Origin of the sequence: Streptomyces albus subsp. albus, from assembly GCF_000725885.1 — a bacterium.
Classification (GTDB): Bacteria; Actinomycetota; Actinomycetes; order Streptomycetales; family Streptomycetaceae; genus Streptomyces; species Streptomyces albus.
Genome location: NZ_JODR01000001.1, coordinates 26,457 through 40,183, shown reverse-complemented (window position 1 = coordinate 40,183; position 13,727 = coordinate 26,457). Strand labels below are relative to the sequence as shown.

Genomic DNA, 13,727 nt, shown 5'->3' with positions numbered 1-13,727 from the left:
GGAGGCCGGAGAAGACACCCAGGCATCATAAGGGGCATGCCCTCACCTGATCGGATCGGCCGCTACCGGGTCGACAAGCACCTCGGATCCGGAGCCTTCGCCGTCGTCTGGCTGGCCCACGACGACCGGCTGGAGGCTCCCGTCGCGGTCAAGGTGATGGCCGAGAACTGGGCGAGCCGGATGGACATCCGCGATCGGTTCCTCGCCGAGGCGAGGCTGCTGCGCAAGGCGTCCTCCGGCGGAGTCGTCCAGGTCTTCGACGTCGGCGAGACGGACGACGAGCGTCCCTACTTCGTCATGGAGTACGCCGACCGCGGCACCGTCGCCGACCGGGTGGCCGCGTTGGGACCGCTGCCGGTGCCCGAGGCACTGCGCATCACCGCCGAGGCCGCACGCGGTGCGAGCGCCCTGCACGAGGCAGGCGCCGTCCACCGCGACATCAAACCGTCCAACGTACTGCTGGCGGGCGGCGGCACCGGGGGCCGGGAGCGGGTACTGGTCGCTGACCTGGGACTGGCCAAAAATCTCGCCCAGGCGTCCGGCCTCACCGTGGTCGCCGGATCCGCCGGCTACATGGCGCCCGAACAGGCCGACCCCTTCGACGGCATCGACGCCCGCGCCGATGTCTACGGCCTGGGCGCGGTCCTCCACTACCTCGTCACCGCCACCGTTCCGGGCCCGCCCGGCCGCGTCCTCCCCCTCCGGGAGATCCGCCCCACCCTCCCCGCGGCCCTCGAAGCCGCCGTCACCCGCGCCCTGTCGCCCGACCGCGCCGACCGCTGGCCGACCGCCACCGCGTTCGCCGCCGAGCTCGACCGCCTGGCGGCCGAACTCGGCGGGTCGGACGAGACCGGCCCCGCGGAGCACCCCGCCCCGGGGGACGCCGCCGGGGGTCTGTCGGGCCTCGGGAGGGATTCCGTTTTTGGAGGAGAAAGCGATTCCGTATCCGGTGTCGGGTCCGGGGCGGGGGCCGGTGACGGCCTCGGCTCGGGTGCGGGTTCCGGGGTCGGTTCCGGCGCGGAGTCCGCGGCAGCACGTACGTCGTCCGAGGCCGGCACGGAGGCGCGCACTGGTCCTGCGGCCGGTACGGCGTTCGCGTCCGGCGGCGTCACCGGTTCGGGAGCCGGTGGGGGAGCTGCCGCCGGCGGGGACACTGCGTCCGGGGCCGGAACGGGTTCCGGTACTGCTTCCCCCGCAGATTCCGCTTTCGCCTCCGACGCCCGCTCCGGCGCCGACGCCCGCTCCGGTTCCGGCGCCGGTTCCGGTGCGGAGCCCGGCACCCGGGCTGAGTCCGGCTCCGGCGCGCAATCCGTCAGCGGAACCGCGCCCGCCTCCAACGCCGACTCCGGCTCCCGGGCGGCGGGGCGCGTACCCGGGCCGGCGTCCGAGCCCGCGAGTGAGCGGGGCCGGGGGCCGACGTGGGGCACGGCGGAGGGCGTTGGCCCGCCCGCCGGGCATGCCGACGGCAGCGGCGTACGCGGCGCCGACGCGGCGGCCGGGTCCGGGACGGCGGGGCCACCGGGCGGACCGGAGGCGGCGAGCACCCCGGGGGCGGCGAGCACCCCGGGGGCGGCGAGCACCCCGGGGGCGGGGGGCTCGGGCGCCGCGGGGCCGCCGGGCCCGTGGAACGTCAAGAACGCCTCGGTCCTGGAGAGCCTGGCCACAAGCGCTCCCGCGTCCTCGTCGTCCCCCTCGGAGGCGCACGCCCCGTCCTGGGCGGCGAGCGTCCCCTCCCCCGCGGACCCGGACGACGACACGGTGCTCGTCACCGCGTCCCGGACCCCGGGAGACGGCGGCCGGGACGACGCACCCTCTTCCGCGGCGGGAACGGCTTCCGCAGCGGGGACGGCTTCCGCGGCAGGGGCGGCGGACGCGGCGGGCGCGCGGCGCCGGCGCGGCCCGCGCGTCGTCCTGGCGGTGTGCGCGGTCTTCGCCGTACTGGCGGGTGCGGGCGCCGCGGGTGTGGCGCTCGTACGGTCGGGCTCCCAGGAACCGGAGACGGTACGGGTACGGGACGACAGCGGCCGGATCAGCGTGCGGGTCCCGGCGTCCTGGGCGAAGCAGTCGCGCGGTTCCGGCTGGAACATGGCGTCGCTGGGGTTGCCGGCCGAGCGCGCGCCGGGCCTCCTCGTGGCGCAGGACGCCGACCGCTGGCAGGACCTCACCTCGGGGACGAGCGGGGTCTTCGTGGGCATGGGCGGTACGGAGAAGTCCGGCGGCGGGCTGACGGAGAAGGTGGCGGGCCTCCGGCACAACGGCTGCCAGCACGGGCGGGACCGCACGGTGCGGCACGGGGACTGGAAGGGCCAGGTGCGCAGCTGGTCGTCGTGCGCTTCGCCCGGACATTCCCTGGAGGAAATCGGACTGACTTCCGTCCGGCCGGGGAAGCAGCAGGTTTACCTGCAGATCCGCTGTGACGAGGACTGCGAGGCCAGGACGGAACAGGTGATCAGCAGCCTGCGCGTGACCGCCGCGTCCGGCGACTGAGCGTAAAGCGGCACGGCGGAGGGGCGGATCCCGTGGAGATCCCGTGACGGAGCCGCCCTGGCAGGCACTGCGGCGTCGTGGGGAAGAACCATTGCGGGGCCGCACAGCGGGCATTGCGGGCCGCCGCGAGGAAATGCGGTGAACCGTGAACCTCCCCCGGGGGGCGCACCGTCGAACGGAGTGTACGGCGCGTGAGTCCGGGGGCAGCCACGGCCGGCCCGCATCCGGCCCCGGGTGCCCGCACCAGCCCGAGACCGCACGACGTGAGACCGCTCCATCAGGGAGGGACCGCAGCCATGACGCAGCGCCACGACCCCATGACGACCGATCTGCCCGCCCAGTCACCCCAGTCACTCCAGCCACCGACGGACTTTCCGCAGGAGCGGGGCGGAACGGTACGCCGCCCGCGCCGGATGACACGTCTCGCGAGCGCCGCCACGGTGGTACTGGCCGCGGGGGTCCTCCTGGCGGGCTGCGGCGACAAGGACTCGAACGCGTCGGGGCCCCAGAAGGTCGGCGGGGAGGCCACACCTGCGGCCGGTGACAGCGACGCGGACAAGGGCGGCGACGGCAAGAACGAGGGCAAGGGCGACGAGCAGCGCGGCGAGAAGGACGGCAACAAGGGCGGCGACGACAAGGGCGACGCCGGCGGTGCGTCGGGTGACGCCGACGGATCGGACTCCGAGGAGGCCGATTCGGGCGGTTCCTCGGGCTCGTCCGATGAGTCCGGTTCCTCAGAGAGCGGCGGTGCGGACGGCGACGGCGCGGTCGCCGGGGCGGGCGCTTCGGGTGACACGCGCTGCCACACCGGCGACCTGGACGCGTCGTTCGGTCCCAACCACCCTGGGGCGGGGCAGAAGAACTTCTCCGTGGTGCTGACCAACAAGTCCGGCGAGGCCTGCGACGTACGCGGCTACCCGGGGCTGGCGTTCGTCAACAGCGCGGGTGAGGAGGTCTCGATCGACCCGAACCGTGCGGTGGGTGAGGTGCGTTCGATCACGCTGTCGCCCGGCGAGAGCGCCTGGGCCCCGCTGTCGTTCGCCAACCCGCAGATGACCGGCGTCACCACGGTGACGCCCACCGCCGCGAAGATCACCCCGCCCGACGAGCGGGCCTCCCTCACCGCACCCTGGTCGGGCGGCCCCGTGACGAACACCGGCAAGGCGTCCGTGCCCAAGATCGGCCCGCTGTCGCCGGGCACCGGTGCGTGATTTCGGGCCCGTACTGCGCGGGCGGGGCACCGCGGAGGCGGTACGCCGCTGCGGCGGCGCATCGCCGTGGCCGCCCGGCCCGCACCACGCCGCCGGTGACGCACCGTCGGCGAACGTGGCCGAAAGGGCAATTGCGGGGAACAGCTTGGAAACAAGGGCGCTGTTCTATTACCGTCCGATAACAGCGGCACGGTCGTCACTGTCGTCACGGAGGACGGCACCGTGCGCTGTCGCCGAATCCCGCACGTGGAGCACCGGCGGTCCCCTCGGGGCCGCCCGCACCGTGGGAACCGGGGAACCACCCCTTCTCGTCGTAAAGGCGGGAAGGACGGGGTGAATCGGACGCTCTCGACCGGGGGCGCCCGTAGGAGACCTTCCTGCTCCGAACCCGTCAGCTAACCCGGTAGGCGAGAAGGAAGGAAAGGAGAGCGCCCCGTCGTGGCCTCCGAACCCGAGGGCCCAGCCCCTCAGTCGAGCGGGAACGCCCCGCAGCGCGACAGCGCCGTCCCCACGGCCCCCTACGGTGGCGCCCCGTACGGCGGCGCAGCGCCGGGCGGTTCCGTACCGGGCGGTTCCGCATTGGGCGGTACGGCCCCGGGCGGCTCCGCGCCGCAGCCCGGCGAACCCTGGGACGAGTGGAACCCGGGTGACGAACCCACCCGCCCGCTCCGTGGCCGGCACCGTGTGGCCAGACAGCGCACCGGAGGCGTCGCACGCGGCGGCGCCGTGCTCGGCGTCGGCATGATCGCGGCGGTCGGTGCGAGCGGCATGGCCACGGCGCACGACAAGGACCCGGGCTCCATATCCGTGCCCGACCTCGGCGACGTCACGGACGCCGTGGACTCCCTGGACTCCATGGACGAACTGTCCGACCGGCTGCCCACCGACACCGAGGACCTGCCGGCCCTGGGCGCACCCGCCACTGACGGGACGGCCACCACGAACGGCACGGCCCCCGCGGACGGCACCGTCGCCGCGGCGGCTCACCGGACGGCGCCGGACACCCCCGCGACGGCCGACAGCGGCGACGCGGGCAACGCGTTGCTGGCCCGCCTCCTCGCGCAGGCCGGGGCCGCCCCGCGGGACGGGGCCGCGGAGACACCCGCCGAGCCGGCCCACGAGACGGCTGCGGAGGCGGCACCGGCGGCAACCGTGGGGAGCGCGGACACCGACGGATCCGCCGCAGACGGCCGCGCAGACGGCCCCGCGAACAGACCCGCCGACGGACCGGCGGACGGACCGGCGCACAAGACCGCTCCGGTGAGCGAACAGCCGTCGGAGGCGCCCGAGAAGAAGCAGGAGCCTGCGCCCGCGCCGGCCACGGACGCGAGCCCCGCCACGAGCCCGGCGGCGGACACAGACGCCACCGCCCGCACGGAACCGGCCCCCGCCACGACCGGCGCCACCACCGGGACCGCCTCCGACGCCGCCGCCACCAAGGGCACCTACACGAAGCCTCTGGCCTCGTACCGGCTCAGTGCGGGTTTCGGCCAGGCGGGCAACATGTGGCAGAGCGAGCACACCGGCCAGGACTTCACCGCGCCCAACGGGACCCCCGTCAAAGCCGTCCACGCGGGCACCGTCAAGGCTGCTGGCTGGGCCGGCTCGTACGGCTACCGCGTCGTGCTGCGGCTGGAAGACGGCACGGAGGTGTGGTTCTGCCACCTGTCGTCCATGACCAAGTCCGCCGGCGACAAGGTCGCCACGGGCGAGGTGATCGGCCGGGTCGGCTCCACCGGCACCTCCTCAGGCCCGCACCTGCACGTCGAGGTCCGCCCCGACGGCGGCGCCCCGGTGGACCCCCTGCCGTGGCTCCACGAAAGGGGCGTCGAGGTCTGACGTGCCCGGCCCTGCGGGGCGCCGCACCGCTGTGTGGCGTCCGAAGGGGCGCTCCGGGCAGGCGCGGGGGCGCGCACAGGGAGGACGGGCGCGTTTCGGGGTTACGGTCGCGGCATGCATCTGGACACGCGCAAGAGGATCGGTCAGCTGGACGTCTCCCCGCTCGTTCTCGGCGGCAACGTGTTCGGCTGGACCGCGGACACCCCCACCTCGTTCGCCGTGCTGGACGCCTACACGGGCAGCGGCGGCAACATGATCGACACGGCGGACGTCTACTCGGCGTGGGTGGAGGGCAACCACGGCGGCGAGTCGGAAACCGTCATCGGGGAGTGGCTCGCCGCACGCGGTTCGGCGGTACGCGACAACGTCGTGATCGCCACCAAGGCGGGCCACCACCCCGACCACATGGGCCTCGCCCCGGCCACGCTCAAGGCGGCCTGCGAGGACTCGCTGCGCCGGCTGCGCACCGACCGCATCGACCTGTACTACACGCACTTCGACGACGAGTCGGTCCCGGTCGCCGAGATCATCGGCACCCTCGACACCCTCGTCAAGGAGGGCAAGGTCAGGGAGATCGCCGCCTCCAACCTCTCCCCCGAGCGGCTGACGGCCTCGCTGGCGGCCAGCGACAGCGAGGGCCTGGCCCGCTACGTGGCCCTCCAGCCCCACTACAACCTCGTCTCCCGCGACACGTACGAGGGCGCGCTGAGGGACATCGCCCAGCGCGAATCACTGGCCGTCCTCCCGTACTACGCCCTGGCATCCGGTTTCCTGACCGGCAAGTACCGCCCCGGCGAGCCGGCCCCGGAGGGCGCCCGCGCGGACAAGGCGGCCCAGCACCTGGCCACCGAACGTGGCCAGCGCGTCCTGGCCGCCCTCACGGCGGTAGCGGACGCCCACGGCACCTCGGAAGCCACGGTGGCCCTCGCCTGGCTCGCCGCCCAGCCGACGGTCACGGCCCCCATCGCCAGCGCCCGCACCCCCGACCAACTCCCCGCCCTGCTGGCCACCCCGGACCTCCACCTCACCCAGGAAGAACTCCACCTCCTCACCACCGCCTCGGGGTGAGGGGGTGGCCGCGCCAGACGGCGTAACAGCCACTGGCGCGGCCAGCGGAAGAAGGTGCGGGGTTGGCCGCTAGGTCATTCAGTACCGGCTTTGACGGCGGCCGGGTAGATGGCCGCCGTCAGCAGCCTGGATGCCAGATTCGGCATGCTGTGTGAGTCGATGAGGTCACGGGCCGCGTGGACGACGGACGCGCTGGCCTGCTCACGGCCATAGATCTGGGCGAAGTCGTCCGCCAAGCCGTACCGGCGATGGTGCTGCAGACGGGCCATGACCGTGGCTGCCTCGTACGGCGGGAGGACATCCGCGCCGGCGTTCAGCACCTCAACAGTCACGTGTGCCGACGCATCCTCGTTTCTCAGCAGACGGGCAAGAAAGCGTTCTGCCTGAGTGGTCTCCGGGGCGTTCACCTGCCGGTCCCCGCCGGAGCGGGGGACCGGCAGGTGTTTCCGGTCCTCCTGTGGCTGCCGCCGGGCGTCCTCGCACCGCCGTTTTTCCTTCAGGTGACCTTCCTTGGTGCTGAAGACGGCCGCTTCGTGCAGGTTGCGGAGTGCCGCTGCCTCGATCAGTCTCCGCCCGATCAGGCGCTCAGAGGTCTCCAGTATCTTCTCGCTGTGTCCCCAGTTGAGGACATCACCTGCCAGCAACTTCGTAAGCGTGGGCGCCTGGAATGGGTACTGCGCTTCCGCGACGAAGTCGTCGCCAGACAGTCCTGTGACGTCTACCAGGGTGCGGAGCTGCTGGACGTACCTGCGCTTTTCAGGGGGGAACGTTGGGTCGATGGGGCTTCTCTGCCCCTTTCTTGGCATGTCGGACTTTCTCCCATGCTGATGGGACCTGCGGCCGGGTGGATGGGAGCATGCATGCACAAGTCCCCGATGTGCGACCCGACTTGGTCCGGACGGACAGAGGTGAATGTCCATTGGTACCAGCTGGCCTCAGCGATTTCCAGGGCCAAGTGGCCCATAAATAACTGGAAAGACCGGGGGTAGTTGGAAAGACGCGGCAGGCTGGAACTGGAAAGATGCTGGATAACTGGAAAGACCTCGTTCCGGGGCGAATTCATCTAGACGTCGGTCTTCGAATGGGGTAGGAAAAGAGGAGCTCGCTGCGGGGCGGGCTCTAGCGCGCCCCGTTGGGACTGGGCTCTGTTTTTCTGCTCATACTCACGATTGGAGAGCGCGGATGACGCTTCCTGACTGGCGGGATGAGTCCAGCTTCGGATCGATGATCCGGGCAGGGCTGTGGCTTGAGACCGAAGTGGGGGAGGGGAACGTCTTCACCAAGGCGCAGCTGCGCGAGGCTTTCGCCGGGGTGGCCCAGATCGATCGCCGCCTTCGGGACCTGCGCAGCCACGGCTGGCAGATCGACACCCGGCGTGAGGATCCCACGCTGGAGCAGGACGAGCAGCGTTACGTGAAGAGGGGCGCGGAGGTTTGGATCCCCGGCCAGGCGAAGGCGAAGGCGCAGTCAACGCTCACGGCGGCGCAGCGCACCAAGACGATGCAGCAGGACAACTACCTCTGCCGGTCGTGCGGTATCGGCTCCGGCGAGACGTACGAGGACGGTAGCTCCACGGCCCAGCTGGACATCGCCCGCCGTAAGGTGCGTCTGCCGAACGGTAAGACGGAGACGCAGCTCGTCACCGAATGCATCAAGTGCCGGATCGGCGGCCGGTCGCGGGAAGAAGATCTTGCCGGGATGGTGGAGCAGGTCAAGGCGCTCTCGGCTATCGAGCGGCAGGTGCTGGCGGGCTGGATCAAGGCCGACCGGCGTGACCGCGGCGTCCTGGAGCGGCTGTGGGGGCACTACCGCGCACTGCCCGGGGAGGCCCGCGCGGTGCTGGCAGCGGCGGTCAATGGCGAGACCAAGCAGGAAGGCTGAAAGCGATGACTGGTGTTCAGGAATTCCCGCTGCCCCCGCGCAGTGAGAAGTTCGAAGAGCTGCTGAAGCTGCGTCTCGACGAGGCGAGGGGAGCCAGGGGCACGCGCGAGACGGTAACCGTCGACTGGAATGGACAAGCGCTCCATGTCGATGTCATCGACCTGCCGCTGGAGCATCTTCTTTACAACCCGGCGACTCACCGGATCCGGGCGCAGTGCAGCCACGACCGTGAGCGGGAGAAGACGCTCAGGTCCGCACCGTGGCGGGGTGAGAGCCAGGACTATCTGGGCGAGCTGCTGCAGGCCATGCCCACGAACCCGACGAAGCGTGATCCCGAGTTCGACAAGCTGAAGGAAGACCTTCGCCAGTACGGCCAGAACGAGCCGGGACTTGTCACACACCACGGCATTCTCGTCAACGGCAACACCCGGGCCGCGGCTCTGCGGCAACTGGGCGTTACCAGCATGCGTGTCGGAGTGCTGCCGGCCTCTTTCACCTGGGACGACATCACGGCTGTTGAGCTGTCTCTTCAGCTGCGCAACGACAGCCGCCGCGAATACTCCTTCATCAACAGGCTGCTGGCCATTGACGAGCGCATCCGCCTTGGCATCCCCCGTGAGGCGATCGCCAAGGAGTTCAGGTGCGCAGTGAAGACCGTCGACCAGAACGTGTGGATTCTGCAGCTCATCCGGGATCAGATCGAACGGAGTGAGTCCGAGGGGGCCTCACTGCGTCTCGTCGATTTCGAAGGTATGCAGGAGCGGCTGAAGGAGCTGCACCGCGACTACACGAATCTGCACAAGGCGGACCCGGACGGTGCTGAAGTGCTGAAGGAGTACCGCGTGGCCGCTTTGCTGCTCGGCTTCGCCAAGACGGATGTCCGGTGGATCGACGAAGGATTCTACGACGACTATCTCGGTAAGGAACTGCCGGAGCGTCTCGCCCCGGAAGCCACGGCGCCGACTGCCGCCACCACTGTGATCCCTGGCCTGGGTGTCTCCATGCCGGCCGAGTCGGACAAGGTGAAGACGGCCCGCAGCATCGCGGAAACTGTGCTGCGGACGACGGCCCAGGTACATGCGCGGCAGATAGACGAGGACGTCAGGCGCGAGGCGATGGACACCCTGGGGGAAACCAAGGACGCCTTTGACGAGGCGATTGACCACGCCGGCCGGACGGGCCGTCTCCGCAAGAAGAAGCGCTTGGCCCAGGAGCGTCTCAAGGACGCCACTACCTCGCTGGAGCTGTGCGTCAGCGAGGTAGTCAAGGCGAAGGGCGCGCGGGCATTCGACGTCGACGATTTCGACGAAGCCCTCGCAGAGTTCCGCACGGTGGTCCGGCAGTTGGCACAGCAGGTCTCCCGGGGCAACGACAGCCCGGGCGCGGGCACCAAATGGCTGATGAAGGCAGCAGCGGTTGAGGAGGAAGAGTGACCGACCAGGAAGCGGAGCCCTCACTGTGGCTGGGCTTCGACCTGAGCCGCACCAAGGCTGAGCTGCGGGTTTCCGACCAGTACCGCTCCGACCTGATCCAGCTTGTCGCCCGGTTCCGGACCGGGCGGCAGCTGGGCCCCTCCTCAGCGATCGTCGATCTTGAGGATCTGCTGTCCGGCATCAACCTGCTGTCCAGCTGGTCGGCGCCTGACAATGTCCGGTGGGACCCGGATCTGAGTGCCCTTGTCGTCTCCAGCATCCAGGATGCGGAGACTGCGGAGAAGCAGCTCAGCACGCCGGAGGCGGACGACGGGGCGCTGCTGTCCGAGGAGGAACTCGGGGATCTCCTCGGACCGGCGTGGGCCGCGCCGCTCACGGCGTTCCAGCGTCGCGACATCAGCAAACTGCTCTCCCTGCGGCATGGCGCCAACTTCAGCGTGCCCGGTGCCGGCAAGACCAGGGCAGCCCTGGGCGTGTACGCGGCTATGCGAGCGAAGGGGGAGGCCCGCAGGCTGCTCGTCATCAGCCCGAAGTCCGCCTACGAGTCGTGGATCTATGAATCGGGCATCTGTTTCTCCCCCGGCCTGCGCTACTGCAAGCTGGACGGCGGCCAGGACCCGCACGCCGAGGTCCTGATTGCCAACTACGAGCGGCTCGACCGGAACCTCTCCTTCCTCGCTGCATGGCTGAGGGAGGAGCCGTCGATGCTCATTCTGGACGAGGCCCACCGGATGAAGCTCGGCGCGAAGGGGACCTACGGAGCGGCCTGCATGGCACTCGGTCCCCTGGCCAAGCGCCGGCTGATCCTGACGGGCACGCCGGCGCCGAACGGGGCGAAGGACCTGGAAAACCTCCTGGGCTTCGTATGGCCGGGGCACGGCCAGCGGGTGGTGACGCAGGCTGTGTCCGGCGGAGACCTCTCCCACGCGAGCGCGGTTCTCCGGCCGCTGTTCACCCGTACGACAAAGCAGGAGCTGGGGCTGCCGCCCGTGACGGCCAGGCTCCTCACGGTCGAACTGCCGGGCCTGCACGACGAGATCTACCGTGCTCTTGTCGGTGATCTGTCTGCGCGGGCAGAGGCATCGGCGGACAAATTCGCCGACCTGGGCAAGTCAGCGCTCCGCATGCTGATGGCGGCCACTAATCCCGCGCTGCTGCTGGAGGGCGCCAGCAAGTACGAGCCGGTCGAGTACCGGCTTCCGCCGCTGGAAATCCCGGAGAGCGGATCTCTGTACGACTTGTTGCGGAGGCTGCCCGACTACGAGCTGTCGCCCAAGTACGGAGCGGCGGCGGACATCGTTGCCCAGAACGCGGCGCGGGGCAGGAAGACCCTCGTCTGGACGACCTTCGTCCGCAGCCTCACGTCCATGGCAAAGCTTCTGGAGGACAAGGGCTATCCCACGGCGGTCGTCTTCGGCGGAACGCCCAACCGGGAGGACGAGATCCGGCGGTTCAGGGAAGACCCCGACTGCATGGTTCTGGTCTCCAACCCGGCAACCCTCGGCGAGGGCATCAGCCTCCACCAGGTGTGCCACGATGCTGTCTACGTGGACCGTGACTTCATGGCAGGCCGCTACCTGCAGAGCCTCGACCGTATCCACCGGCTCGGCCTGGCACAGGACACCGAGACACGTGTCACAGTGATCGCGGCCCGGGACACCATCGACGAAGTCGTCCACGTCCGGCTTCAGGAGAAGCTGGAGTTCATGTCCAAGGTGCTGGACGACCCGGGGGTTCAGCAGCTCGCCGATCTCCAGGAGGCTCCCGCGGCAGTGGGCGGCCTGGACAGTACCGACGCGCGCGCTGTGCTCAGGCATCTGGGAAAGAGGTAACTGGGCGGGCTGCCGATGAAGCAGGGCGCGAACGACCCTGGTGCCTTCGGCAGCCCAGTTCACGTGTTCACCGGCATGCTGCGAGACTCCTAGGGCAGGGCGGGCATAGTCGTGTGCTCCAGGCTCATGGTGACAGCAGAGTTTTCTGCGAAACTTGGGCACCTGCTATGAGTCACGCTGGGAGGAACCACGCCGATGAGCGCGAGCGATCGTGGCGCACTGAAGCCGCTGACCTCGGTTGAGGTCTGTGCCGGGGCCGGCGGCCAGGCGATCGGACTGCACGAGGCTGGCTTCCGGCACCTGGCTCTTGTGGAGATCGACAAGCACGCATGTGCCACGCTCCGGCAGAACGTGCAGAGTGACCCTGAATGGGCTGGATGTGAAGTTCTTGAGGAGGATTTGAAGAACTTCGATCCTTGGCGCACGATGGCGGCCCTCCGTGAAAAGCAAGGCGATGAGGAAAAGCCTGCCCGGGCCCTAGAGGAACGCGAGCTAGATCTGCTGGCAGGCGGCGTCCCTTGCCCGCCTTTCTCCGTCGCTGGGCACCGGCTTGGCCGGGATGATGAACGAGATCTGTTCCCCCGGATGCTGGAAATCGTCGGTCAGCTCAAGCCGCGAGCGGTGCTGATCGAGAACGTTAAGGGTATCCTGCACGAAAAATTCGAGGAATACCGTTCATGGATCGTTGACCAGCTCAACGAGCACGGCTACAGGTATTGCGGGTGGCGCCTTCTCGAATCACGTGTCTTCGATGTTCCGCAGCTCAGGCCGCGAGCGATTCTCATCGCGATCCGCAAAGACGTCATGGATGCGGACGCCAAGTTCCCCTGGCCAGAGAGGGTTTCTGCAGGGCGTGACACGCTTTTCGATGTTCTCGCGAAGAGCATGGAGGAGCGGCGGCGCGTACTTGAGAAGCGATTCCCGTCCCGTCGCAGCGAAATCAACAAGTCCTACGAAGCTTGGGAAAAAGCAGCCCGGAAATCCGGGATGGAAGTTGCGCCCACCCTGGTCGGTGGTTCGCGTAAACACGGCGGGGCTGACCTGGGGCCCAACCGTGCGAAGAAGAGCTGGGCTGCTTTCAAGGTGAACGCCATGGGCGTCGCCAACGAGGCTCAGGACACTACCGATCTTGACAGGGACTTCCTCAGGGCAGAGGGTCCCATGCTCACTGTCTCCCAGGCCGCCCAGATTCAGAGCTTCCCTGCGGAATGGAAATTCGCAGGAGGCAAGACGGCGCAATACCGGCAAGTCGGCAACGCTTTCCCGCCGCCCGTCGCCAGAGCACTGGGGAAGGCCATCGCATCTGTGCTGCAGCCAGAACGTGCGCATGAGTTGCTGGCTGACCTGGAAATCGAATATGTCGCCGTCGACCAGGACCGGCCCAGGTTTGTGCAGACAGTCATCGGCGAGGAGCCTGCAACCGCGGCTGCGGTTGCAGGGGCGTCATCGAACGCGGTGCCGACAGATGAAGCACCCACTGAGGCAGCACCGATGTCAGATGTTTCCGCGCCTGCTTCTGACTTCGGCGAGGATCTTGTCGGCGCAAACGTCTGATTCCTCGTGCTCCCAGAAGCGGAGCACGAGCCAGCCTGCTTCTGTGAGTTTCTGATCGGTGTCACGGTCGCGCGCTATGTTGCGCGCGACCTTGTCCGACCAGTAGCCGGAGTTCGTCTTCGGCGGTACGTAGTGCTCGTCGCAGCCGTGCCAGTAGCAGCCGTCGATGAATACGGCCACTTTCGCGGAGCGGAAGACCATGTCGGCCGTGCGCCGGAGGTCCGGCAGCGGGCGCGCGCTCACGCGGTACCGGGCGCCCCGGGCGTGCACAAGCTGACGGATTTTGCGCTCGGGAGTCGTGTCGCGGCTCCTGATCGCCTGCATGTTCCGCCGGCGTGCTGCGGAGGACGCCCACGACCCCGCCGGCAGCGCTTCTGGCTTCACGTCGTCGGAGGAGGACACAGGAGAGAGCTTAGACAACG

10 protein-coding genes and 1 riboswitch are annotated in these 13,727 nt (G+C 69.3%); of the genes, 8 read left to right on the top strand and 2 right to left on the bottom strand.

Translation table 11 applies throughout. The annotated features are described in order from the left end of the window. Positions 1-36: 36 nt before the first annotated feature. From IO40_RS39570 to IO40_RS0100100, 4 genes are all read left to right on the top strand, one after another. Positions 37-2,487 (top strand): serine/threonine-protein kinase, encoded by a 2,451-nt coding sequence (locus IO40_RS39570; RefSeq protein WP_324604482.1) that lies wholly within the window; start codon positions 37-39, stop codon positions 2,485-2,487. 296 nt (positions 2,488-2,783) lie between these two features. Then, positions 2,784-3,698, top strand: a complete 915-nt coding sequence (locus IO40_RS0100115; protein WP_031028087.1) for a DUF4232 domain-containing protein — start codon at positions 2,784-2,786, stop codon at positions 3,696-3,698. Between the two features lie 263 nt (positions 3,699-3,961). Further along, positions 3,962-4,122: riboswitch (cyclic di-AMP (ydaO/yuaA leader) on the top strand. A gap of 14 nt (positions 4,123-4,136) precedes the next feature. Further along, positions 4,137-5,537, top strand: coding sequence for a M23 family metallopeptidase (locus IO40_RS0100110; RefSeq protein ID WP_051719221.1), 1,401 nt, complete (start codon positions 4,137-4,139; stop codon positions 5,535-5,537). A 114-nt stretch (positions 5,538-5,651) separates the two neighbouring features. Continuing rightward, on the top strand, positions 5,652-6,605 hold the full coding sequence (locus IO40_RS0100100; protein WP_016472225.1) for an aldo/keto reductase: 954 nt from the start codon (positions 5,652-5,654) through the stop codon (positions 6,603-6,605). A gap of 74 nt (positions 6,606-6,679) precedes the next feature. On the opposite strand, the gene IO40_RS0100095 is transcribed toward IO40_RS0100100, so the two are convergent. Beyond that, positions 6,680-7,411 carry a hypothetical protein gene (locus IO40_RS0100095; protein ID WP_031174587.1) on the bottom strand — a complete coding sequence of 244 codons (732 nt, stop codon included), beginning with the start codon at positions 7,409-7,411 and terminating at the stop codon, positions 6,680-6,682. A 376-nt stretch (positions 7,412-7,787) separates the two neighbouring features. Between IO40_RS0100095 and IO40_RS0100090 the strand changes: the two genes are divergently transcribed. The 4 genes from IO40_RS0100090 (at position 7,788) to IO40_RS35395 (ending at position 13,305) form a co-directional block, all read left to right on the top strand. After that, a complete protein-coding gene (locus IO40_RS0100090) occupies positions 7,788-8,486 on the top strand; it encodes a hypothetical protein (protein ID WP_031174586.1) in 699 nt (232 codons plus the stop codon). A gap of 5 nt (positions 8,487-8,491) precedes the next feature. After that, positions 8,492-9,919 (top strand): ParB N-terminal domain-containing protein, encoded by a 1,428-nt coding sequence (locus tag IO40_RS0100085; RefSeq protein ID WP_031174585.1) that lies wholly within the window; start codon positions 8,492-8,494, stop codon positions 9,917-9,919. After that, positions 9,916-11,751: a DEAD/DEAH box helicase gene (locus tag IO40_RS0100080; RefSeq protein ID WP_031174584.1), complete on the top strand. Its 1,836-nt coding sequence runs from the start codon at positions 9,916-9,918 to the stop codon at positions 11,749-11,751. Before IO40_RS0100085 ends, IO40_RS0100080 begins: the two co-directional genes overlap by 4 nt. 195 nt (positions 11,752-11,946) lie before the next feature. Next, complete coding sequence (locus IO40_RS35395; RefSeq protein WP_078659678.1) at positions 11,947-13,305, top strand: DNA cytosine methyltransferase; 1,359 nt, start codon at positions 11,947-11,949, stop codon at positions 13,303-13,305. Here the strand turns inward: IO40_RS35395 and IO40_RS0100070 are convergent. Next, positions 13,246-13,689, bottom strand: coding sequence for a very short patch repair endonuclease (locus IO40_RS0100070; protein ID WP_262070662.1), 444 nt, complete (start codon positions 13,687-13,689; stop codon positions 13,246-13,248). The two genes, IO40_RS35395 and IO40_RS0100070, sit on opposite strands and share 60 nt — an antisense overlap. Positions 13,690-13,727: the final 38 nt, after the last annotated feature.

Coding starts and splice junctions, on each gene's coding strand:
- IO40_RS0100095 (WP_031174587.1), bottom strand. CDS start 7,411: ATGCCAAGAAAGGGGCAGAGAAGCCCCATCGACCCAACGTTCCCCCCT.
- IO40_RS0100115 (WP_031028087.1), top strand. CDS start 2,784: ATGACGCAGCGCCACGACCCCATGACGACCGATCTGCCCGCCCAGTCA.
- IO40_RS0100085 (WP_031174585.1), top strand. CDS start 8,492: ATGACTGGTGTTCAGGAATTCCCGCTGCCCCCGCGCAGTGAGAAGTTC.
- IO40_RS35395 (WP_078659678.1), top strand. CDS start 11,947: ATGAGCGCGAGCGATCGTGGCGCACTGAAGCCGCTGACCTCGGTTGAG.
- IO40_RS39570 (WP_324604482.1), top strand. CDS start 37: ATGCCCTCACCTGATCGGATCGGCCGCTACCGGGTCGACAAGCACCTC.
- IO40_RS0100090 (WP_031174586.1), top strand. CDS start 7,788: ATGACGCTTCCTGACTGGCGGGATGAGTCCAGCTTCGGATCGATGATC.
- IO40_RS0100100 (WP_016472225.1), top strand. CDS start 5,652: ATGCATCTGGACACGCGCAAGAGGATCGGTCAGCTGGACGTCTCCCCG.